Source organism: Streptomyces caniferus (assembly GCF_009811555.1).
Lineage (GTDB): Bacteria > Actinomycetota > Actinomycetes > Streptomycetales > Streptomycetaceae > Streptomyces > Streptomyces caniferus.
In genome coordinates this window covers 2,437,502-2,459,288 of the sequence record NZ_BLIN01000005.1, presented here as the reverse complement: position 1 = coordinate 2,459,288, position 21,787 = coordinate 2,437,502, and the positions used below count along the sequence as shown (strand labels likewise).

Annotated in this window: 20 protein-coding genes and 1 riboswitch; of the genes, 15 read left to right on the top strand and 5 right to left on the bottom strand. The window is 69.7% G+C overall.

Annotation, left to right across the window (positions count from 1 at the left end; all coding sequences use genetic code 11):
• Positions 1–77: 77 nt before the first annotated feature.
• The gene (locus Scani_RS27395) at positions 78–305 is read right to left on the bottom strand and encodes a hypothetical protein (RefSeq protein ID WP_159480481.1); all 228 of its coding nucleotides are present in this window, start codon (positions 303–305) and stop codon (positions 78–80) included.
• Between the two features lie 159 nt (positions 306–464).
• Here Scani_RS27395 and Scani_RS27390 point away from each other — a divergent pair, with 159 nt between their 5' ends.
• A complete protein-coding gene (locus Scani_RS27390; RefSeq protein WP_159480480.1) occupies positions 465–1,439 on the top strand; it encodes a carbohydrate kinase family protein in 975 nt (324 codons plus the stop codon).
• Positions 1,440–1,448: 9 nt separating this feature from the next.
• On the opposite strand, the gene Scani_RS27385 is transcribed toward Scani_RS27390, so the two are convergent.
• Positions 1,449–2,936, bottom strand: coding sequence for a cysteine desulfurase/sulfurtransferase TusA family protein (locus Scani_RS27385; protein ID WP_159480479.1), 1,488 nt, complete (start codon positions 2,934–2,936; stop codon positions 1,449–1,451).
• Between the two features lie 383 nt (positions 2,937–3,319).
• Here Scani_RS27385 and ctaC point away from each other — a divergent pair, with 383 nt between their 5' ends.
• The 4 genes from ctaC to Scani_RS27365 all read left to right on the top strand — a co-directional run bounded on the left by ctaC (position 3,320) and on the right by Scani_RS27365 (position 7,819).
• Positions 3,320–4,282, top strand: a complete 963-nt coding sequence (gene ctaC / locus Scani_RS27380; RefSeq protein ID WP_174872757.1) for an aa3-type cytochrome oxidase subunit II — start codon at positions 3,320–3,322, stop codon at positions 4,280–4,282.
• Positions 4,279–6,015: an aa3-type cytochrome oxidase subunit I gene (gene ctaD / locus Scani_RS27375; protein ID WP_159480478.1), complete on the top strand. Its 1,737-nt coding sequence runs from the start codon at positions 4,279–4,281 to the stop codon at positions 6,013–6,015. Before ctaC ends, ctaD begins: the two co-directional genes overlap by 4 nt.
• Entirely contained in the window at positions 6,012–6,410 is a 399-nt protein-coding gene (locus Scani_RS27370) for a cytochrome c oxidase subunit 4 (protein ID WP_030992420.1), read from the top strand. Before ctaD ends, Scani_RS27370 begins: the two co-directional genes overlap by 4 nt.
• A 134-nt stretch (positions 6,411–6,544) precedes the next feature.
• Positions 6,545–7,819, top strand: a complete 1,275-nt coding sequence (locus Scani_RS27365; RefSeq protein WP_174872756.1) for a L,D-transpeptidase — start codon at positions 6,545–6,547, stop codon at positions 7,817–7,819.
• 19 nt (positions 7,820–7,838) lie between these two features.
• On the opposite strand, the gene Scani_RS27360 is transcribed toward Scani_RS27365, so the two are convergent.
• A complete protein-coding gene (locus Scani_RS27360) occupies positions 7,839–8,240 on the bottom strand; it encodes a DNA-binding transcriptional response regulator (RefSeq protein ID WP_159480477.1) in 402 nt (133 codons plus the stop codon).
• Positions 8,241–8,505: 265 nt separating this feature from the next.
• Here Scani_RS27360 and ctaE point away from each other — a divergent pair, with 265 nt between their 5' ends.
• From ctaE to Scani_RS27330, 6 genes are all read left to right on the top strand, one after another.
• Complete coding sequence (gene ctaE / locus Scani_RS27355) at positions 8,506–9,126, top strand: aa3-type cytochrome oxidase subunit III (RefSeq protein ID WP_086717031.1); 621 nt, start codon at positions 8,506–8,508, stop codon at positions 9,124–9,126.
• A gap of 86 nt (positions 9,127–9,212) precedes the next feature.
• Complete coding sequence (gene qcrC, locus Scani_RS27350; RefSeq protein WP_159480476.1) at positions 9,213–10,022, top strand: cytochrome bc1 complex diheme cytochrome c subunit; 810 nt, start codon at positions 9,213–9,215, stop codon at positions 10,020–10,022.
• Positions 10,019–11,083 (top strand): cytochrome bc1 complex Rieske iron-sulfur subunit, encoded by a 1,065-nt coding sequence (gene qcrA, locus Scani_RS27345; protein ID WP_159480475.1) that lies wholly within the window; start codon positions 10,019–10,021, stop codon positions 11,081–11,083. The genes qcrC and qcrA overlap by 4 nt, the downstream gene beginning before the upstream one ends.
• Positions 11,080–12,717: a cytochrome bc1 complex cytochrome b subunit gene (gene qcrB, locus Scani_RS27340; RefSeq protein WP_159480474.1), complete on the top strand. Its 1,638-nt coding sequence runs from the start codon at positions 11,080–11,082 to the stop codon at positions 12,715–12,717. Before qcrA ends, qcrB begins: the two co-directional genes overlap by 4 nt.
• A 139-nt stretch (positions 12,718–12,856) precedes the next feature.
• Positions 12,857–13,921, top strand: coding sequence for an anthranilate phosphoribosyltransferase (gene trpD / locus Scani_RS27335; protein WP_159480473.1), 1,065 nt, complete (start codon positions 12,857–12,859; stop codon positions 13,919–13,921).
• A 91-nt stretch (positions 13,922–14,012) separates the two neighbouring features.
• A riboswitch (SAM riboswitch) is annotated at positions 14,013–14,130 on the top strand.
• 170 nt (positions 14,131–14,300) lie between these two features.
• The gene (locus Scani_RS27330) at positions 14,301–15,680 is read left to right on the top strand and encodes an aminotransferase class V-fold PLP-dependent enzyme (RefSeq protein ID WP_159480472.1); all 1,380 of its coding nucleotides are present in this window, start codon (positions 14,301–14,303) and stop codon (positions 15,678–15,680) included.
• Positions 15,681–16,257: 577 nt separating this feature from the next.
• Here the strand turns inward: Scani_RS27330 and Scani_RS27325 are convergent.
• Together Scani_RS27325 and Scani_RS27320 are read right to left on the bottom strand one after the other, a co-directional pair.
• Positions 16,258–16,539: an Lrp/AsnC family transcriptional regulator gene (locus Scani_RS27325; protein ID WP_086716532.1), complete on the bottom strand. Its 282-nt coding sequence runs from the start codon at positions 16,537–16,539 to the stop codon at positions 16,258–16,260.
• Positions 16,536–17,216 (bottom strand): rhomboid family intramembrane serine protease, encoded by a 681-nt coding sequence (locus Scani_RS27320; RefSeq protein ID WP_159482399.1) that lies wholly within the window; start codon positions 17,214–17,216, stop codon positions 16,536–16,538. Before Scani_RS27320 ends, Scani_RS27325 begins: the two co-directional genes overlap by 4 nt.
• Before the next feature lie 292 nt (positions 17,217–17,508).
• Here Scani_RS27320 and Scani_RS27315 point away from each other — a divergent pair, with 292 nt between their 5' ends.
• From Scani_RS27315 to Scani_RS27300, 4 genes are all read left to right on the top strand, one after another.
• Entirely contained in the window at positions 17,509–17,748 is a 240-nt protein-coding gene (locus Scani_RS27315) for a hypothetical protein (RefSeq protein WP_030086623.1), read from the top strand.
• 18 nt (positions 17,749–17,766) lie between these two features.
• Positions 17,767–19,140, top strand: coding sequence for an NYN domain-containing protein (locus tag Scani_RS27310; protein WP_159480471.1), 1,374 nt, complete (start codon positions 17,767–17,769; stop codon positions 19,138–19,140).
• Between the two features lie 303 nt (positions 19,141–19,443).
• Positions 19,444–20,469, top strand: a complete 1,026-nt coding sequence (locus tag Scani_RS27305) for a C40 family peptidase (RefSeq protein ID WP_159480470.1) — start codon at positions 19,444–19,446, stop codon at positions 20,467–20,469.
• 233 nt (positions 20,470–20,702) lie between these two features.
• Positions 20,703–21,749, top strand: a complete 1,047-nt coding sequence (locus tag Scani_RS27300) for an NlpC/P60 family protein (protein ID WP_159480469.1) — start codon at positions 20,703–20,705, stop codon at positions 21,747–21,749.
• The last annotated feature ends 38 nt before the right edge of the window (positions 21,750–21,787 follow it).

The window sequence follows — 21,787 nt, the reverse complement described above, 5'->3', positions numbered from 1 at the left end:
ATCTGACGTGCCATCCTCCGTGAGGTGACGTCGATGGGACGGAGCGGGGGTGCATGCGGTTCCGGCCGGGCGGCCGGTCAGTCGCCGTACTCGGACATTCCGTCCACGAGCGCGGCCGAACGGGAGGGGACCTGGACGCCGTGCAGATCGGCGGCGTGCCCCGGCGCGGGCGCGGAGCGCCGCCCGGCCTTCCAGCGGCCGGCCATCCGCGCGCAGTCGCCGCGCAGCTCGTCGAGGGATTCGGGGTCCTGCGCGAAGGGCGAGGAGCCCTCGCGCGGTGTGACGGCTTTCACAGGCTTGGTCATAGGGGCACCGTACGCAGCCATATAGCGACGAGAAAGACCTACTATTGGGTATTTTCAGCCATTCCAAGTGTCCGGGATGACCGAGTGGCGCGCGACCCCGGCGGGTAGCGTTGCTACACGTCCGCCCGCCCCTACGCCTTCCGCAGGAGCAGACCCGTCGTGCGTATCGCAGTCACCGGCTCCATCGCCACCGACCACCTGATGACCTTCCCCGGCCGCTTCGCCGATCAGTTGGTCGCCGACCAGCTGCATACGGTCTCCCTTTCGTTCCTGGTCGACCAGCTCGACGTCCGGCGCGGCGGTGTCGCCGCCAACATCTGCTTCGGCATGGGCCAGCTCGGCACCGCGCCGATCCTGGTCGGTGCCGCCGGCAACGACTTCGAGGAGTACCGCGCCTGGCTCGACCGCCACGGCGTCGACACCCGCTCCGTACGCATCTCCGAGGTGCTGCACACCGCGCGCTTCGTGTGCACCACCGACGCCGACCACAACCAGATCGGCTCCTTCTACACCGGCGCGATGAGCGAGGCCCGGCTGATCGAGCTGCAGCACGTGGCCGAGCGGGTCGGCGGTCTCGACCTCGTCCTGATCGGCGCGGACGACCCGGAGGCGATGATCCGGCACACCGAGGAGTGCCGCAGCCGCGGCATCCCCTTCGGCGCCGACTTCTCCCAGCAGATCGCCCGGATGGACGGCGACGCCATCCGCACCCTCCTGGAGGACGCGGCCTACCTCTTCTCCAACGAGTACGAGAAGGGTCTGATCGAGTCCAAGACCGGCTGGACCGACGAGGAGATCCTCGCCAAGGTCGGCACCCGCGTCACCACCCTCGGCGCCAGCGGCGTCCGCATCGAGCGGGTCGGCGAGCCGGCCATCGAGGTCGGCGTCCCGGAGGAGAACGCCAAGGCCGACCCGACCGGCGTCGGCGACGCCTTCCGCGCCGGCTTCCTGTCCGGTCTGGCCTGGGGCGTCGGCCTGGAGCGCGCCGCGCAGATCGGCTGCATGCTGGCGACGCTGGTCATCGAGACCATCGGCACCCAGGAGTACGAGCTGCACCGCAGCCACTTCATGGACCGCTTCACCAAGGCCTACGGCCACGAGGCCGCGGCCGAGGTCCAGCAGCACCTGGCCTGAACCGCCCGGTCAGGCGCGGCGCCGCACGACGTACGCGGCGCCGCGCTCGGCCGCCCGCTCGCCCACGTACTCCTGGTCGCGCATGGTGCACCAGGCGGGGATGTCCTGCCGGGCGGCCTCGTCGTCGGAGAGCACCGTCACCGTCCCGCCGACCGGCACCTCGTGGATCACCTTCGCCAGCTCGATGACCGGGATCGGGCAGCGCTTGCCCAGCGCGTCGACGACCGGACCGCCGGGCGCGGCGGCTTCGGAGGACGCGGCGGCCCCGGTCGCTCCAGCCGCCTCGGTGGCGGATGCCGCGGCCTTCGGGGGCGCCGACGCCGGCACGGCCCCGGCTCCCGCCGCACTCCCGGCCCCCGTCGCCGGGGCGTCCAGCCGCTCCCGCACCGAGCGCACCACCCGCGGCAGCACCTCCAGGAAGCGGTCCACCTCCGCCTCGGCCGTGCCGTACGGCAGCGAGATCCGCACATTCCCCTCGGACAGCACGCCCATCGCACGCAGCACATGGCTCGGCGTCAGGGTGCTGGAGGTGCACGACGATCCGGACGACACCGAGAAACCCGCCCGGTCGAGCTCGTGCAGCAGCGCCTCTCCGTCGACATAGAGACAGGAGAAGGTGACGAGATGGGGGAGGCGGCGCACCGGATCGCCGGCCACCTCCACGTCCGGGACCAGCTCCGGCACCCGCGCCCGGATCCGGTCCACCAGCCGCCGCAGCCGGTCCGCTTCCTCCCCGGCGCCCGGGTCCGCCCGCAGCGCGCGCAGGGACGCCGCGGCGGCCACCACCGCGGGGATGTTCTCGAACCCCGCGCTGCGGCCCGACTCCCGCTCGTCCCGCGGTCCCTGGGGCGCGAACCGGGTCCCCTTGCGGACGGCGAGCAGCCCCACGCCGGGCGGGCCGCCCCACTTGTGCGCGCTCGCCGTCAGCAGCGACCAGGCACCCGGCACCGGGCCCCACGGCAGCGACTGGGCGGCGTCCACCAGGAGGGGGACCTCCGCCTCCCGGCAGAGCGCGGCCACCTCTTCGACCGGCTGTTCGGTTCCCACCTCGTGGTTGGCGGACTGCAGGCAGACCAGCGCGGTGTCCGGAGCGAGCGCGGCGGCGACCTCGTCGGCCGCCACCCGGCCCGTACGGTCCACGGCCAGCTCCACACGGCTGCCGCCGGCCGCCTCGTGGACCTCGGCGGCATGCAGGACGGAGGAGTGCTCCACGGCGGAGTGCAGCAGCCGCCGGCCGGCCCGCCTGCGGGCCGCCAGCGCGCCGGAGACTCCCGAATGCACCGCCTGCGTCCCCGAAGGGGTGAAAACCAATTCGTCCGGGCGGCAGCCCACGGCCTCGGCCGCGGCCTCCCGCGCGGCGTCCAGCAGCAGCCGGGCGCGCCGCCCCTCCCGGTAGAGGCGGGCCGGGTCGGCCCAGCCTTCGTCGAGCGAGGCGAGCAGGGCCTCGCGGGCGACGGGATGCAGGGGAGCGGCGGACGCCGCGTCGAAATAGGCCACGTACGAGACGTTAGTACTCCGGCCCGCGCCGCGGGTGCCCCCGGCCCGGCCTGCGGCGGCACGGGGTTCGCGGGCACCGGGCGGCCGGCGGGCGCGTGCCCTGGCAGCGGCGGGGGAGCGGTCCCGGGCACGGCGTCAGATGCCTGGTGGAAGCGGGTATTCGGGGGGTATCCGGGGGTTCGGCGGGTGTCTGCCGGAGCCCTCGGCCACCCCTTAGGGGTGCGTCGCGGCGCGTTGGGCACCCTCCCCGCGCGACCCCAAATAGCGTCCAGTAGGGTTTGGTCCGCATAAACATCCAAACCCCTGCCCGTGACAGGGCCGGCGACCGACCAGCGAGACGGCCGCAGCCGGTCTCGCGGGCGAGACTCTCGGGAAGGCGCTACGTGAGTCCCAACGGCTCCGACCGCTCGTCGCGGCGCCCGATGCGGCGGAAGCTGCCGCAGGTGCTTGCTGCGGGCCTGGTCCTGGCGACCGCTACTGGTTGCACATATAAGGACTTCCCCCGCCTCGGCATGCCAACGCCCGTCACCGACGAGGCGCCGCGGATCCTCTCTCTTTGGCAGGGCTCCTGGGCCGCCGCCCTCGCAACGGGCGTGCTGGTCTGGGGCCTGATCATCTGGAGCGTGATCTTCCACCGCCGCACCAGGACCAAGGTGGAGGTCCCCGCGCAGACGCGGTACAACATGCCGATCGAGGCGTTGTACACGATCGTCCCGTTCATCATCATCGCGGTGCTCTTCTACTTCACCGCGCGCGATGAGAGCGCAATCCTCAAGACTTCGAAGAAGCCGGACCACATCGTCAACGTGGTGGGCTTCCAGTGGAGCTGGGCGTTCAACTATCTGGAGAACGTGGACGGCAACAAGTCGACCTCGAACATCAACTCCAGTGCACTGTCCGCGATCCCGGACAAGTGGAAGAAGGGCGCTCCGGCCGGTGCCGACGGCGTCTACGACGCGGGTGTCCCGGGCGAGCGCAACCCGCAGACCGGCAACCCGGGTCCGACCCTGTGGCTGCCGAAGGGTGAGACGGTCCAGTTCGTGCTGACCTCTCGTGACGTCATCCACTCCTTCTGGGTGGTGCCCTTCCTGATGAAGCAGGACGTCATCCCGGGCCACACCAACGTCTTCGAGGTGACTCCCAACAAGGAGGGCACCTTCATGGGCAAGTGCGCCGAGCTTTGTGGTGTCGACCACTCCCGGATGCTCTTCAACGTCAAGGTGGTCTCCCCCGAGCGGTACCGGGAGCACCTGAAGGACCTGGCGAAGAAGGGCCAGACCGGATACCTGCCGTCGGGCATCAAGCAGACGGATCACGCCAGGAATGCGGAGACCAAGAACCAGTGAGCATCCTCAACGAACCTCAGGGTGCCGCCGCCGATACGGCTCCGGCAGCACCGCCCGTACGCAAGAAGCAACCCGGCATCGCTGCGGTGAAGTGGCTGACGACCACCGACCACAAGACCATCGGCACGATGTACCTGGTCACGTCGTTCGCGTTCTTCTGCGTCGGCGGACTGATGGCGCTGCTCATGCGCGCCGAGCTCGCCCGTCCCGGCACGCAGCTCATGTCGAACGAGCAGTTCAACCAGGCGTTCACGATGCACGGCACGATCATGCTGCTGATGTTCGCGACGCCGCTGTTCGCCGGATTCGCGAACTGGATCATGCCGCTGCAGATCGGCGCGCCCGACGTGGCGTTCCCGCGGCTGAACATGTTCGCCTACTGGCTGTACCTCTTCGGCTCGCTGATCGCGGTGGCCGGCTTCCTCACCCCGCAGGGTGCGGCCGACTTCGGCTGGTTCGCGTACTCGCCGCTCTCGGACGCGGTGCGTTCGCCGGGCGTCGGCGCGGACATGTGGATCATGGGTCTGGCCTTCTCGGGCTTCGGCACGATCCTCGGTTCGGTCAACTTCATCACGACGATCATCTGCATGCGGGCGCCCGGCATGACGATGTTCCGGATGCCGATCTTCACCTGGAACGTGCTGCTGACCGGTGTGCTGGTCCTGCTGGCCTTCCCGGTGCTGGCCGCGGCGCTGTTCGCCCTGGAGGCGGACCGTAAATTCGGGGCGCATGTCTTCGATGCGGCAAATGGCGGGGCGTTGCTCTGGCAGCATCTCTTCTGGTTCTTCGGCCATCCAGAGGTGTACATCATCGCGCTGCCGTTCTTCGGCATCATTTCCGAGGTCATTCCGGTGTTCTCCCGGAAGCCGATGTTCGGTTACATCGGTCTGATCGCGGCGACGATCTCGATTGCCGGTCTGTCGGTGACGGTGTGGGCGCACCACATGTATGTGACGGGCGGCGTGCTGTTGCCGTTCTTCTCGTTCATGACGTTCCTGATCGCGGTGCCGACCGGTGTGAAGTTCTTCAACTGGATCGGCACGATGTGGAAGGGCTCGCTGTCCTTCGAGACGCCGATGCTGTGGACGATCGGGTTCCTGATCACCTTCACGTTCGGTGGTCTGACCGGTGTCATCCTGGCCTCGCCGCCGATGGACTTCCACGTCTCGGACTCGTACTTCGTGGTGGCGCACTTCCACTACGTGGTCTTCGGGACGGTCGTCTTCGCGATGTTCGCCGGCTTCCACTTCTGGTGGCCGAAGTTCACCGGCAAGATGCTGGACGAGCGGCTCGGCAAGATCACCTTCTGGACGCTGTTCGTGGGCTTCCACGGCACCTTCCTCGTCCAGCACTGGCTGGGCGCCGAGGGCATGCCGCGGCGTTACGCGGACTACCTCGCGGCCGACGGCTTCACGACGCTGAACACCATCTCGACGATCAGCTCGTTCCTGCTGGGCCTGTCGATCCTGCCCTTCATGTACAACGTCTGGAAGACGGCGAAGTACGGCGAGAAGGTCGAGGTCGACGACCCCTGGGGCTACGGCCGCTCGCTGGAGTGGGCGACGTCCTGCCCGCCGCCGCGGCACAACTTCCTCACCCTGCCGCGCATCCGGTCCGAATCCCCGGCGTTCGACCTGCACCACCCGGAGATCGCAGCCCTCGACGCGCTGCACAACGGCCGCGCCTCCGAGGCCGACAAGGCCCTCGCCGGCGGCAAGGAGGCGGGCAAGTGAAGATCCAGGGCAAGATGTTCATCTGGCTCGCCGTCTTCGTCCTCGCCATGGCGATCGTCTATGGCGTCTGGTCGAAGGAGCCGGCGGGTACCACCGCACTGTTCCTCGCCTTCGGCCTGTGCATCATGGTCGGCTACTACCTGGCCTTCACGGCCCGGCGGGTCGACGCGGGCGCACAGGACAACGAGAACGCCGAGGTCTCGGACGACGCCGGTGAGCTGGGCTTCTTCAGCCCGCACAGCTGGCAGCCGCTGTCCCTGGCCGTCGGTGGCGCGCTCGCCTTCCTGGGCGTGGTCTTCGGCTGGTGGCTGCTGTACTTCTCCCTCCCGGTGATCCTCGTCGGCCTCTTCGGCTGGGTCTTCGAGTACTACCGCGGTGAGAACCGCACGCAGTAACCACGGCGTATGGCCGTACGGCGGGCCCGGACACCTCAACAGGTGTCCGGGCCCGCCTCTTTTGGCGGCCGGGAGCAGACCCGTTTGCACTCCTCCAGCGCGCTGGGACAGGTGATTCTTCATATTTTTGGGGCATGAGTCACAGACCTCGAACCCGGACGGTGCTGAGCTGCGGCCTCCTGCTCGTGCCCCTTGCGGTGAGCGCCACCGCGTGCGGGGGCTCGGATTCGGATGCGCTCTCCGCCAATCCCTACGACGCGGCCGACCAGATCTCGGCCAACACCCCTGACGGCGCCAAGAAAGCGGACCCCGACAAGCCGCTCGAGGTCTCCGTCAAGGGGGACGACGCGCGGATCACCGACGTGACCGCCACCGATGCCACCGGCCGCTTCGTACGCGGCGAGCTGAGCGCCGACGGCAGGCACTGGCGCACCACGGTGCCCCTTGCCGCCGGCAGCCGCTACACGGTGCGGGTGAGCACCGAGGAGGAGGACGGTTCACCCGGCCGTAAGACGCTCGTGGTCAACACCCGCGGCGCCGACGGCCAGTTGACCGCCACATTCGGCCCGAAAGAGGGCGAGTACGGCGTCGGCCAGCCGGTCACCGCCGAGCTCAGCCAGCCGATCAAGGACCAGAAGGCCCGGGCCATCGTCGAGAGCGCCCTGAAGGTCGACTCCATGCCGCGGGTCCAGGGCTCCTGGCACTGGGTCGACGACAAGAAACTGCACTTCCGCCCCAAGGAGTACTGGCCCGCGCACGCCACCATCTCGGTGCACAGCAACCTGGCGGGCCTGAAGGTCGCCAAGGGGCTCTACGGAGGCCCGTCCAAGCCCGTGAAGCTCACCACCGGCGACCGGGTGGAGGCCATCACCGACGCGGCTGCGCACCACATGACGGTGCTGCGCAACGGTGAGTCGATCAACACCATCCCCGTGACCACCGGCAAGCCCGGCTTCTCCACCCGCAACGGCGTCAAGGTCGTCCTCGGCAAGGAGAGCTTCGTACGGATGCGCAGCACGACCGTCGGCATCGCCGCCGGGAGCTCGGACTCCTACGACCTGCCGGTCTACTGGGCCACCCGGGTCACCTGGAGCGGTGAGTACGTCCACGCCGCCCCCTGGTCCGTCGGATCGCAGGGCGCGGCGAACGTCAGCCACGGCTGTACGGGCATGTCCACCAGCAACGCCCAGTGGTTCTTCAACACCGTGCGGGTCGGCGACATCGTCAAGGTCGTCAACAGCGGCGGCGAGACCATGACGCCGTTCGACAACGGCTTCGGCGACTGGAACATGCCCTGGCAGGAGTGGCGCGACGGCAGCGCCCTGAAGAGCAAGGCCGCCAGCACCACGGGAACCGCCGACCGCGCCCAGGACCCCGCCGCCGACGCCCGGCTGCGCCCGAAGCTCTGAGCGCCGCCCAGCGGGCCGCTCAGGCCTGTACGAGGTTCCTGCGGCGCAGCAGGCCGGCCAGGGCGTCCGCGAAGGCGACCGGGTCCAGCGGATGCGTCACCGCGGCATCCGCACGGCTCCAGGTCGCCAGCCAGGCGTCCTGGGGGCGGCCGATCAGCAGCAGCACCGGCGGGCACTGGAAGATCTCGTCCTTGATCTGCCGGCAGACGCCCATCCCGCCCGCCGGCGCGGTCTCGCCGTCCAGCACGCAGACGTCGATGCCGCCCTGCTCCAGAGCCTCCAGGACGGCGGGCGCGGTGGCGCACTCCAGGATCTCGATCTGCGGGGCATCGGCGGCGGGGCGCCGTCCGGCCGCCAGCCGGACCTGCTCGCGGGTGTGGGCGTTGTCGCTGTAGACCAGCACCGTGGCAGTCGCCTGCATCGTTCCTCCACGCTTCGTAGCGGCACAGCATCGGGTGAGGCGGATGCTACTCCCGCGGCGGGTGCCCACAGGAGGGGTTGAGCGGATCCAAGATCTGCCCGACGGCCCGTCAGAACGGGCTTCCGAGGGGCCGGCGGGCGGACGGCGCACCCGGGCCGTCCCCCCTTCGGGCGACTGCCGAAATTGGGCCGTACGAGCAGGGCATACGTCCTTGACACACCGAACGGCACCCCCCGGAGTGAGGGCGGGATAAGCGACCGACATAATGTCGGTCGTGGCGACAGCAACGACAGTAGAAACCGGGCACGCGCACCCGTCGGTCAATCGGCCGAACCTCACCAGCGTCGGAACCATCATCTGGCTGAGTTCCGAGCTGATGTTCTTCGCGGCCCTCTTCGCGATGTACTTCACCCTTCGTTCGGTGACCGGATCCGAGTATTGGAAGGAATCCGCCAGTGCGCTGAATCTTCCGTTCTCCGCGACCAACACCACGATCCTGGTGCTCAGCTCCCTGACCTGCCAGCTCGGCGTTTTCGCCGCCGAGCGCGGCGACGTCAAGAAGCTCCGGGCCTGGTTCGTGGTCACCTTCATCATGGGTGCGATCTTCATCGGCGGTCAGGTCTTCGAGTACACGGAGCTGGTCAAGCACGAGGGCCTGTCGCTCTCGTCCGGCCCGTACGGCTCGGTGTTCTACCTGACCACCGGCTTCCACGGACTGCATGTGACGGGCGGTCTGATCGCCTTCCTGCTGGTCCTGGGCAGGACGTACGCGGCCAAGAGGTTCACCCACACGCAGGCCACCGCGGCCATCGTCGTGTCCTACTACTGGCACTTCGTCGATGTCGTCTGGATCGGCCTCTTCGCCACGATCTACCTGATCCGGTAACCGGTTCGGGGCCTGTTGCCGGGCCCGCATATCAGACAGACACAGTCAAAGCATCGACGCAGAAGATCCTGACACCGGGGTAATCCGTGAAAAAGCTCTCCGCACGACGGCGCCATCCGCTGGCGGCGCTCGTCGTCCTACTCTTCGCGCTGGCGGTCACTGGGGGGCTGTACGCCGCGTTCGCGCCGGCGGACAAGGCTCAGGCCGATGACACCGCCCAGTCTCTTGCCGTCAAGGAGGGCAAGAAGCTCTTCGCCGTGGGCTGCGCCAGCTGCCACGGCACCGGCGGTCAGGGCACCTCCGACGGCCCGAGCCTGGTCGGCGTGGGCGCCGCAGCCGTCGACTTCCAGGTGGGCACCGGCCGTATGCCGGCCCAGCAGCCCGGCGCCCAGGTGCCGCGGAAGAAGAACATCTACACCAACGCCCAGATCGACCAGCTCGCGGCCTACGTCGCGTCGCTGGGCGCCGGTCCGAGCGTGCCGTCCAAGGAGCAGTACAGCCCCGACGGTGCCGACATCGGCAAGGGCGGCGAGCTGTTCCGCACCAACTGCGCGCAGTGCCACAACTTCACCGGCAAGGGCGGCGCCCTGACCGACGGCAAGTTCGCACCGACGCTCGAGGGCGTGGACCCCAAGCACATCTACGAGGCCATGGAGACCGGCCCGCAGAACATGCCCTCCTTCGGCGACGGCTCGCTGTCGAAGGAGAACAAGAAGGACATCATCGCGTACCTCGGCGCCGTCAACGGCGATGAATCCGAGAGCCCCGGCGGCCTCGACCTCGGCGGTCTCGGTCCGGTCAGTGAGGGTCTCTTCGGTTACATCTTCGGCCTGGGCGCGCTGATCGCGGTCGCCATCTGGGTCGCAGCCCGGACTACGAAGGCCAAGAAGTCATGAGCGAGACTGGACGACACGAAGACGTGCCAGAAGAAATTCTTCCCAGTGAGCGGGAGACGGCTCACGAAGGTGCGGTGGCCACGGCGGAGAACCCGTTCGCCGACCCGGGCCTGCCGCCCCACGAGCACCGCGCCCAGGACATCGACGAGCAGGCCGCCAGGCGCTCCGAGCGCACCGTGGCGATGCTCTTCGTGGTGTCGATGGTGGCCACGGTCGCCTTCATCGCCTCGTACGTGGCGATCCCGATCGACAAGATCGTCTACATCTGGCCGATCGGTCACATCAGCGCGCTGAACTTCGCGCTCGGTCTGACCCTCGGCGCGGCGCTGTTCTGCATCGGCGCCGGTGCGGTCCACTGGGCCCGCACGCTGATGTCGGACGAGGAGGTCGCCGACGACCGGCACCCGATCGAGGCCGCCCCCGAGGTCAAGGCCAAGGTCATGGCGGACTTCGCGGCGGGTGCCAAGGAGTCGCAGCTCGGCCGTCGCAAGCTGATCCGCAACACGATGTTCGGTGCGCTGGCCCTGGTGCCGCTCTCCGGTGTCGTCCTGCTGCGCGACCTCGGGCCGCTGCCCGGGACCAAGCTGCGCACGACGAACTGGAAGAGGGGCGTCCGGCTCGTCAACCAGTCCACGAACCTCCCGCTGCGTCCCGAGGACATCGCGGTCGGCTCCCTGACGTTCGCCAAGCCCGAGGGCCTGGAGGAGGACGACGAGGAGTTCGCGGAGAAGATCGCCAAGGACGCCCTGATGCTCGTGCGGATCCAGCCGCAGGACATCAAGGACAAGCACGAACTCTCCTGGTCGCACGAGGGCATCGTGGCGTACTCGAAGATCTGCACCCACGTGGGTTGCCCGATCAGCCTGTACGAGCAGCAGACGCACCACGTGCTCTGCCCCTGCCACCAGTCGACGTTCGACCTCTCTGACGGTGGTCGGGTGATCTTCGGTCCTGCCGGACACGCCCTGCCGCAGCTGCACATCACGGAGAAGGACGGCTTCCTGGAGGCCGCAAGCGGCTTCGAGGAGCCCGTCGGCCCGAGTTTCTGGGAGCGCGGATGAGTAACGAGACAACCGCGACCAGCGCACGTCGTGGCCCGGCGCCACGGGGCGAGCGGATCGCGGACTGGGCGGACGGCCGGCTGGGCATCTACAGCCTCGCCAAGTCCAACATGCGCAAGATCTTCCCGGACCACTGGTCCTTCATGCTGGGTGAGGTCGCGCTCTACAGCTTCATCATCATCATCCTGACCGGTGTCTACCTGACGCTGTTCTTCCACCCGAGCATGGCCGAGGTGACCTATCACGGTTCCTATGTGCCCATGCAGGGGATCCGGATGACCCAGGCCTTCGAGTCGACGCTGGACATCAGCTTCGACGTACGCGGTGGCCTGCTCATCCGCCAGATCCACCACTGGGCCGCGCTGGTCTTCCTGGCCGCGATGATGGTCCACATGATGCGGGTGTTCTTCACCGGCGCCTTCCGCAAGCCGCGTGAGGTCAACTGGCTGTTCGGCTTCCTGCTGTTCGTGCTGGGCATGTTCACCGGCTTCACCGGTTACTCGCTCCCCGACGACCTGCTCTCCGGCACCGGTGTGCGGTTCATCGAGGGCGTCATCCTGGCGATGCCGCTGGTCGGTTCGTACCTGCAGTTCTTCATCTTCGGCGGGGAGTTCCCGGGGCACGACATCATCCCGCGGTTCTTCACGGTGCACGTCCTGCTGCTGCCGGGCATCATGCTCGGCCTGCTGGTGGCGCACCTGATCCTGGTCTTCTACCACAAGCACACGCAGTTCCCGGGTGCCGGCAAGACCAACAACAACGTCGTGGGCATGCCGCTGCTGCCGGTCTACATGGCCAAGGCCGGAGGCTTCTTCTTCCTGGTCTTCGGTGTGATCGCCGCGATCGCCGCGATCGCCAGCATCAACCCGGTGTGGGCCATCGGCCCCTACCGGCCCGACCAGGTGTCCACCGGCGCCCAGCCCGACTGGTACATGGGCTTCGCCGAGGGTCTGGTGCGTGTCATGCCGGGCTGGGAGTGGAACTTCTGGGGCCACACCGTCAACTTCGGCGTGCTGATCCCGATCCTGATCTTCCCGCTGGTCCTGGTCGCGATCGCGGTCTACCCGTTCGTCGAGTCCTGGGTCAAGGGCGACAAGCGCGAGCACCACATCCTGGACCGCCCGCGCAACGTGCCGACCCGTACCGGCTTCGGTGTCGCCTGGCTGATCGCGTACTTCGTGATGCTGATCGGTGGCGGCAACGACCTGTGGGCCACCCACTTCCACCTGTCGATCAACTCGATCACCTGGTTCGTCCGGATCGGATTCTTCGTCCTTCCGGTGCTGGGCTTCATCGCCACCAAGCGGATCTGCATGGGTCTGCAGCGGCGCGACAAGGACAAGGTGCTGCACGGACGCGAGTCCGGCATCATCAAGCGCCTGCCGCACGGTGAGTTCATCGAGGTCCACGAGCCGCTCGACCAGGAGCAGCTGCACGTGCTCACCCAGCACGAGCAGCCCGCGCCGCTCGAGCTCGGCCCGGAGGTCGACGAGAACGGTGTGGCGCGCAAGGTGTCGCGCTCGCAGAAGCTGCGCGCCAAGCTCTCGAAGAGCTACTACGGCGAGGACAACGTCATCGCCAAGCCCACGGTCGAGGAGTACAAGGAGATCACCAGCGGCCACGGCCACCACTGATCACCGCGGCGCCGCATAGCGCACCGTAGGAGTACGCCACCCAGAGGGCCCCGTCCGTGCAGCGGACGGGGCCCTCCGGCGTGTCCGGCGGCTCGATAGGGTGAACGCACAAGCAGGAGACAAATCAGGAGTGTGGACCATGAACGTTGCGACCCCCCTCGGCGGCGACAGCGTGGCGGCCCACACCTGGCCGGGCATCCTCAACGCCCTGCTCGACGGCCGGGACCTCGCCGCGGACGACACCGCATGGGCGATGGACAGGATCATGCGGGGCGAGGCCAGCGACGCCCAGATCGCCGGCTTCGCGGTGGCGCTGCGGGCCAAGGGCGAGACCGTCGCGGAGATCTCCGGACTGGTGCGCACGATGTACGCGCACGCCCGGCTGATCGAGGTGCCCGGGCCGAGCGTGGACATCGTCGGCACCGGCGGCGACGGCGCCAAGACCGTCAACATCTCCACGATGTCCTCGATCGTGGTGGCCGGCACCGGCGCCAAGGTCGTCAAGCACGGCAACCGCGCCGCGTCCTCGGCCAGCGGCGCCTCCGACGTGCTGGAGAAGCTCGGCGTCAATCTCGACCTCACCCCGCAGCGGGTCACCGAGGTCGCCCAGGAAGCGGGCATCACCTTCTGCTTCGCGGTGAAGTTCCACCCCTCGCTGCGGCACGTCGCCAATGCCCGGGGCCAGCTCGGCATCCGTACGACGTTCAATGTGCTGGGCCCGCTGACCAACCCCGCGAAGGTCCGCGCCCAGGCGACCGGCGTCGCGGACGCCCGGATGGCGCCGATCCTGGCCGGGGTGCTCGCCGAGCGCGGTTCGTCGGCGCTGGTCTTCCGGGGCGACGACGGCCTGGACGAGCTGACCACGACCGCGACCTCCCGGGTCTGGATCGTCCGGGACGGCACGGTGCGCGAGGAGGCCTTCGACCCGCGGGACGTGGGCATCCCCCTGGTCCCGGTGGAGGCGCTGCGCGGCGCGGACGCGTCGTACAACGCGGAGGTGGCCCGCCGGCTGCTGGACGGGGAGACCGGCCCGGTGCGCGACGCGGTGCTGCTGAACTCCGCCGCGGCGCTCGTCGCGCTGGAGCCGGCCGACGCTCCACTGGCGGAGCAGATCCGGGCCGGTATCGACAAGGCCGCCGCCGCGATCGACTCGGGAGCGGCCCGGCAGGCGCTGGAGCGCTGGGTGGCCGCCAGCAACACATGAGCGCCCGGTGACACAGCGTGTGACGCAAGCCCCGTTCCGCCATACGGACCGGGGCTTGCGCGATGTTGCCCGTGTGGCATGATTCTGCGCAGGTCACGAGTGACAGCGATGCAGGCCCCGGCCCGCTGTCCGGCAACCCTCCTTCCGTGGCGGGGTGCCCCGGGTGATGACCAGGCCGTAGGCAGCGAGGTCTGCGGCAAGCGCGGATCCCTCGCCAGGGATCCTGGTCCTCGAGGGAGAACTTCCGTGAATCAGCGAATGCGATAGGGCTCGACGGCCCCTTTTCCGCATCCCTTTTTCCTTTCCGCTGCGGCGCCGCGCCGTACGCCTTCGCGTACCCGCCCGCAGCGAATTCGCTTACCTCTTACGGGAGTTCGCCATGTCTGCCTCCGCCGTTGCCGCCGACCGTTCCGTTTGTGCCCCGCTGCCGGTTCTCGGCCGGGATGTCCTCGTCCCGCTCGTGACCGGCGGCGAAGTCGACTACGCCGCGCTGGACTACGCCGCCAGCGCGCCCACGCTGCAGCGGGTCTGGGACGACGTGGCGGCCTACGCCCCGTACTACGGGAGCGTGCACCGCGGCGCCGGATACCTCTCGCAGCTCTCCACCGACCTCTTCGAGAACAGCCGCCGGACGATCGCGGAGTTCCTGGGCTGCGGCACCGAGGACCAGGTGGTCTTCACGCGCTCGACCACCGACTCGCTGAACCTGCTCGCCGCCGTACTCCCGCAGGACACCCGGGTGTTCGTCTTCGAGACCGAGCACCACGCCTCGCTGCTGCCGTGGGAGCAGCGCGCCGATGTCGCCGTGACCTACCTCAACGCGCCCCGCACCCCGCAGCAGGCGGTGGACACCCTGGAGAAGGCGCTGGCCGAGCGCGAGCCCTACGGCCCCGCGCTGGTCTGTGTGACGGGCGCGTCGAACGTGACCGGTGAGCTGTGGCCGGTGCGGGAGCTGGCCGCCGCCGCGCATGCGCACGGCGCGCGGATCGTGCTGGACGCCGCGCAGCTCGCCCCGCACCACCCCGTGGACATCACCGAGCTGGACGTCGACTGGGTCGCCTTCTCCGGCCACAAGCTGTACGCACCGTTCGGCGCCGGTGTGCTGGCCGGCCGCGCGGACTGGCTGCAGGCCGCCGCACCGTACCTGGCCGGCGGCGGCGCCAGCCGCAAGGTCTCCCGGCGCACGGACGGAGGGGTGGACGTCGAGTGGCACACCACCGCCGCCCGCCACGAGGCCGGTTCGCCGAACGTCATCGGCGCCTACGCCATCGCCTCGGCCTGCCGGGCACTGACCGAGGCCGGTTTCGACGGTCTGGTCGCCCGCGAGCAGGAACTGATCACCCGCGTCCGGGAAGGCCTGGCCGAGGTGCCCGAGGTGAACGTGCTCTCGCTCTTCGGCGACGACGCGGCACGGGTGGGCGTCCTCTCCTTCGTCGTCGAGGGCTGGAACAGCTCGCACTTCGCCGCCGCGCTGTCGGCCGAGTACGGCATCGGCGTCCGCGACGGCCTGTTCTGCGCCCACCCCCTCGTCCGCACCCTCCTGGGCAGCGAGCCCCAGGAACCGGGCGAGTGCGGCGCCCCCGAGGCGGCTCCCGGCGAACGCTCCCTCAACGCCATCCGCGTCAGCCTGGGCGTCGGCACGCCGGATGAGCACGTCGACCGTTTCCTCCGCGCGGTCAAGGAACTCGTCACGGATGGCGCCCGCTGGAACTACCACACGGAGGACGGCCGTTGCGTTCCCGCGCGTAGCGCGGGTTAATTCCCACGTTTTTGGCTTTGCCGCCGTGGTGGTTGCTCGCCGTTTCCCGCCCGCTACGCGGTGCCCGGCCGCTGCGCTTTGCCTGTCCGCTGCGCTTTGCCTGTCCCGCCGTGGTGGTTGTTCGCCGTTGCGCCTGCGGCGGGCGGGGCCGCTGCGCGGGGCTGTCGGGGTGCGGTGACGGGTCTGCGCGGGTGGGGGTGTCCGGACTGCTTCGCTTTACGTCCGGACACCCCCACCCGCTCCGACCCGTCCCCTCCCGTGGGTGGGAGGGGGAAACGTGGGTGGGGGTGCTCGTAGGTGGTCGGTGCGCCTTGTCGCTCACGGTGAAGCGAACTGGCGCGGTGAAGTGCACGGGCTACGAGTGGCCAACCCCCACTCACCGTTACTTACTTCCCCCACGGGAGGGGACGGGCCGGAGGGGCAGGGGTGTGGGACGTAAAGCGAAGCAGTCCCACACCCCTGCCCCTCCGGCCCGTCACCGCACCCACAGCCCCGCGCAGCGGACCCCGCCCGCCGCAGGCGCAACGGCGACAAACCACCACGGCGGGAAAGCCAAAAACGTGGGAAAAAGAATGGGCTACGCGTCGAGCCCAATCGCGAAGGCCGCCTCAAGGTCATGCTGCGAATACGTGCGGAACGCAATATGCGTTTCCGTGGAGGCGACGCCCGGCACCTTGCTGATCCGGCCGGGGATGACGTCGGCGAGGTCGTCGTGGGCGGCGACCCGCACCATCGCGATCAGGTCGTGGGCCCCGGTGACCGAGTAGACCTCGCTGACCCCCTCCAGCGCGGCGATCTTCTCGGCGATCTCCGGGATCTGGTCCACGTTGGTCTTGATGAGCACGATCGACGTGATCACGGCTGGCTCTCTCCCTCGGTCGCCCGGTCATCTCCCCTGGTGGCCCCCACACTATCCCTCCCGTAGCGGGCCCAGGCGTAGAGGAAGCCGAGTGCGAAGCCGACGACATGGGCGAGGTAGGCGACGCCGGGACCGCGGGGGTCGTCGCCGGCGGCCTGCCACTGCAGGACGAACCAGAACAGCAGCACGATCCAGGCGGGGAAGCGCAGCGGCAGGAAGAACAGGAACGGGAAGACGCTGGTGACCCGGGCCGTGGGGAAGAGGAAGAGGAAGGCGCCGAGGACGCCGGAGATCGAGCCGGACGCACCCACCAGGGTCTGGCCCGAGGCGGCGTGCGCGGCCGCGTAGCCGAGCAGCGCCAGGTAGCCGATGATGAGGTAGAAGGCGGTGAACGGCAGCCGGCCCATACGTGCCTCGGTCATTCCGCCGAAGACGTAGAGGAACAGCACGTTGCCGAGCAGGTGCAGCCAGCTGCCGTGGACGAAGAGTGCGGTGAGCGGGGTGATCAGCGCCCGTGCCGAACCGCTCCACAGGTCCAGCGGGATCACCCCCCACCGCTCGAAGTACGCGGTCTGGGCCTTCAGCAGGGCATCGCCGGTGCCGTATATCCGGTTCAGTCCGGAGGCGGGGCCGACCGCGAAGACCACACAGCACAGGGCGATCAGCACATTCGTCATCCGCGAGAACACCGCGGCCAGCGACCGGGTGGGGTGCGGAGGGCGGGGGAGGAGACCGGACGTGCGGGGAGAACGGGGTGAGGGGGCCGGCGCCGTCATGAGGTGATCATTGCCCAATGCGGGCAATCGGGACAGAGCGCCTCGCCGCGTCCCGGCACCTGGGCGGGCCCGCACCGGCCCCCCATCAGGCCGTAGGGTTACAGGCAGTACTTTGCGTACTTCCGCGATCCGACGGCGCACCGCGTGAACCGCGCAGCAGCACGAGACGACGAGCACGAAAGAGGACCACACGATGGCTGTTCCCCTGCCGACGGACGGAACCCGGTGGCGCTGCACGCTGTGCGGCAACCTGACGCGTTTCGATGTGACCCGCCGGTCGAAGGTCGTGGAGTACGTCCACCTGGACCTGGCAGGGGCGCCGACGGTGGAGGAGCGCGAGGTCCTCAGTGAGAGCATCGAGTCCGTGCGCTGCCGCTGGTGCAACGCGGTCGACCAGATCGAGCTGGTGGACCGTCCGGGCGCGAACGCCTGAGATCGGAGCGAGGCAGCCGTGGTGGAGCGTCCAGAAGGGGAGCCGGGGGCACAGCGTGACGACGCACCCGAGGGTGCGGCCGACGACGTGCTCGACCGTCCGCTGCCCGAGGGCGTACGGCGCCGTGTCGTGGCGCTCACCGCGGAGTCGTTCGGCGCGCTGACCCTCGCCGAACTCCCGCCCCCGCTGCGGCAGTACGCCCGGTTCACCCCGACTCGTCGGGCGAAGTTCGCCGGGAACGCGATGGCCGCGGCGCTGGAGAGCGACGCGGTCTTCCGTCAGCGGATCGCGGGCAAGCTGCGCGAGGCGCAGTCGGAGCTCGCCGAGGCGCTGGAGCACGGCACCCCGCCCGCGGCCGCCGATCCGCTCGATGTCGCGGCGGCCGCCTATGTGCTGCGCCCCGAGGGCTGGGTCAAGCTCGTCGCCGCGGCCGGCGAGGAGGCGCAGCGGGCGCGCGCCGAGCGGGCCGATGAGGAGGCCGAACGGGAGCTGGCCCGGCTGCGCGAGGAGCTGGCGCAGGCGCGCGGCGAGGCGCGCAGTGAGGCCGACCGGATCCGGGTGGACCTGGACGCCGTCCGCAAGGAGAACGAGTCGCTGCGGCGCAAGCTGCGCAGTGCGCTGAGCGACGTCAAGCGCGGTGAGGCCGCGGTGCGCAAGGCCGAGGCCGCCACGGCGGAGGTACGGGACCGGGCGACCACGGAGAAGACCGCCGCCGACAGCGAAGTACGCCGGCTCAAGGCCCGGATCGCCGAGGCGGAGACGGCGTTGGAGACCAGCCGGCGTTCCGCCCGCGAGGGCCGCAGCGTCGAGGACATGCGGCTGCGGCTGCTGCTGGACACGGTCCTGGACGCCGCGCAGGGGCTGCGCCGCGAACTGGCGCTGCCGCCCGCCAGCGTCCATCCGGCGGACACCGTCGAGGCGGTCGCGCCGGGGCGGATGACGCCCAAGGACATTGCGACGCGGGCGCTGTCGGAGATGGACCCGGCGCTGCTCGACCAGCTTCTGGCGCTGCCGCAGGCGCATTTGGTGGTGGACGGCTACAACGTCACCAAAACCGGCTATCCGACCATGCCGCTCGACAAGCAGCGGCTGCGGCTGCTGGGCGGCCTCGCGGTGCTGGCGGCGCAGACCGGCGCGGAGATGACCTGTGTCTTCGACGGGGCGGAGCTCGCGGCGCCGGTGCTGCTCGCGCCACCGCGCGGCGTAAGGGTCCTTTTCAGCAAACCGGGCGTAACGGCCGATGAGTTGATTCGTCAGCTGGTTCGGGCCGAACCGCCCGGCCGTCCGGTCGTGGTGGTCTCCACGGACCGGGAAGTGGCCGACGGGGTGGCGAAGGCCGGGGCGCGGCCGGTGGCTTCGGCCCTGCTGCTCAAGCGACTTGCCCGGACCTGACGCGCGGCCCCTCGTGGCCGGCGGAACGCCATGGGCGCCGACAATCCGTCTCTGAGCGTCAATTGACGCTCACTGGCTGTGTGATGTTGGTAAAGGATGGGGCTCGTGGCGCAGATTTTTCCCCTGAGGATTTGAAGCGATCACAGCTCGGTTACTAAGGTCAGGCCCGAACCTTCATGCATCTGATCATCCAACCGGGATGAACCGTGGAGGTACCGCCGAGTCCGCGGCGTTCACGCGGAGCCGGGGTCTCACCCCCCCCACTTCCCGGTAGGCGGCTGGAGGAAGAAGGAGCTCGCCCCCGTGGCGTCCCACCGTCGACCCAAGCAGCCGAGCCGTACCCGCGTGACCGTGCTCACCGCCACCGCCGCGGCGGCCGTCGCCCTTTCGTCCCAGGCCGCCCAGGCCGACCCCCATCAGTCGAAGAAGGACGTCAAGTCCGAGGTCGACAAGCTCTACAACGAGGCCGAGCAGGCCACGGAGAAGTACGACGGGGTCAAGGAGCAGCAGGACAAGCTCCAGAAGGAGGTCGACGACCTCCAGGACAAGGTCGCCCGCGGCCAGGGTGAGCTCAACCAGCTGCGCAAGGGCCTCGGCGCCGTCGCCTCCGGCCAGTACCGCAGCGGCAGCATCGACCCCTCGGTCCAGCTGTTCCTCTCCGGCGACCCGGACACCTACCTCGAAAAGGCCGCCACGCTCGACCAGTTGAGCGGCAAGCAGGCCGAGCAGCTCAAGACCGTCGCGGACAAGCAGCGCCGGCTCGCCCAGGAGCGCGCGGAGGCCGCGTCCAAGATCAAGGACCTCACCGAGACCCGTAAGGCGCTCGGTGACAAGAAGGACGAGATCAAGGGCAAGCTGGGCAAGGCGCAGCAGCTGCTCAACCGCATGACGGCCAAGGAGCGGGCGGCCATGCAGGCCGAGGAGAACCGCGCCAACCGCAGCAACGAGCGGGTCAACCTCGGCGACGACGTGCCGGCTTCGCAGCGCGGCGCGGCCGCCCTGGCCGCCGCCCAGTCCAAGATAGGTTCGCCGTACGTCTGGGGCGCCACCGGCCCGTCGTCCTTCGACTGCTCGGGTCTGACCTCCTGGGCCTACCAGCAGGCCGGCCAGTCGCTGCCGCGTACCTCGCAGGCGCAGGCCAACGCCGGTACCCGGATCAGCTCGCAGAGCGCCCTCAAGCCCGGCGACCTGGTGCTCTTCTACAGCGACCTGCACCACATCGGCCTCTATGCGGGCAACGGCCAGGTGCTGCACGCCCCGAAGCCGGGTGCCGCCGTGCGCTACGAGCCCATGAGCAACATGGAGTTCGCGTTCGGCGTGCGGGTCTGAAAAGCCTCACAACGCTCTCAACCTGCCGCCCGAACGGGCGAATTGCGGCCTCGGCCGCTGACTTACCGCCCCGCCGGTGACCTGCACAGTCACCGGCGGGGCGGCTTTTTGCGGGCGAAAAGGCGGCTTTGGCCCGATCGCACCTGCGCCGTACTGTCTGCCCTCGCAGCATCCGGTTCACCGACCGCCCTCCCGGGGCGGCAGGGGCTGCACAGGGAAGGAGTGCGGCTCTCGTGGCGTCCCACCGCCGTACCTCGCAGCAAGGCCAGACGACCCTCGCCGGGGTCACCGTGGTGTCGGCCGCCCTGGCCGCCGCGGCCGCCGCGCTGTCGGCACCGCAGGCCCTGGCCGACCCCGCCGGCCGTACCGCCGTCGGCCGCGATGCGGCGACCGCGCGGGTCGACCACCTCTACGAAGAGGCGGAGCGGGCCACCGAGAAGTTCAACGGCGCGGACGCCCGGACGAAGAAGCTGCGCGCGCAGGTGGCGGCCCTCCAGGACCGCACGGCCCGCGCCCAGGAGCGGGTCAACCGGATGCGCGGCAGGCTGGGCGCGCTGGCCGCCGCCCAGTACCGGGCCGGCGGGATGGACCCCACCGTCCGGCTGATGCTCTCCGAGCGGCCCGACACCTTCCTGGAGAAGGCCTCCGCCCTCGACCGGCTCGGCACCAGCCAGGCCCGCGAGCTGCACGGGCTCAGGGCCGCCCAGCGCTCCCTGGAGCAGCAGCGCAGGGAGACCGCGAGGAAGCTGGCGCAGCTGGAGGCCGGCCGCAAGGAGGTCGCGCGCCACAAGAAGGACGTCCAGCACAAGCTGGCGAGCGCGCGGCGGCTGCTGAACGCCCTCCCCAAGGACACCAGGGCGGCCTACGCCCGCGCCTCGCGCAGCGACGGACGCCATGAGGCGGTCCCGGACCTGGGCGGCGCCGTACCGTCCTCCGGGCGGGCCGCCGCGGCCGTCGCCGCGGTGCGCGCCGCGGTCGGCCGGCCGTACGCCTGGGGAGGCAGCGGACCGTCGGCCTTCGACTGCTCCGGACTCACCCAATGGGCCTACGGGCGGGCCGGCGTCTCCCTCCCGCGTACCTCGCAGGCCCAGCGCGGCGCCGGCCGGCAGGTGCCCCTCAGCCAGGCACGCCCCGGTGACCTGGTCGTCTACCGCTCGGACGCCAGTCACGTCGGGATGTACGTCGGCAACGGCCAAGTGGTCCACGCGCCCTATCCCGGCGCACGGGTCCGCTACGACCCCGTCGGGATGATGCCGATCTCGTCCATCACCAGGCCCTGAGGCGGACCGCAGCATTTTTGCCCCGGCCGGGCCGGATC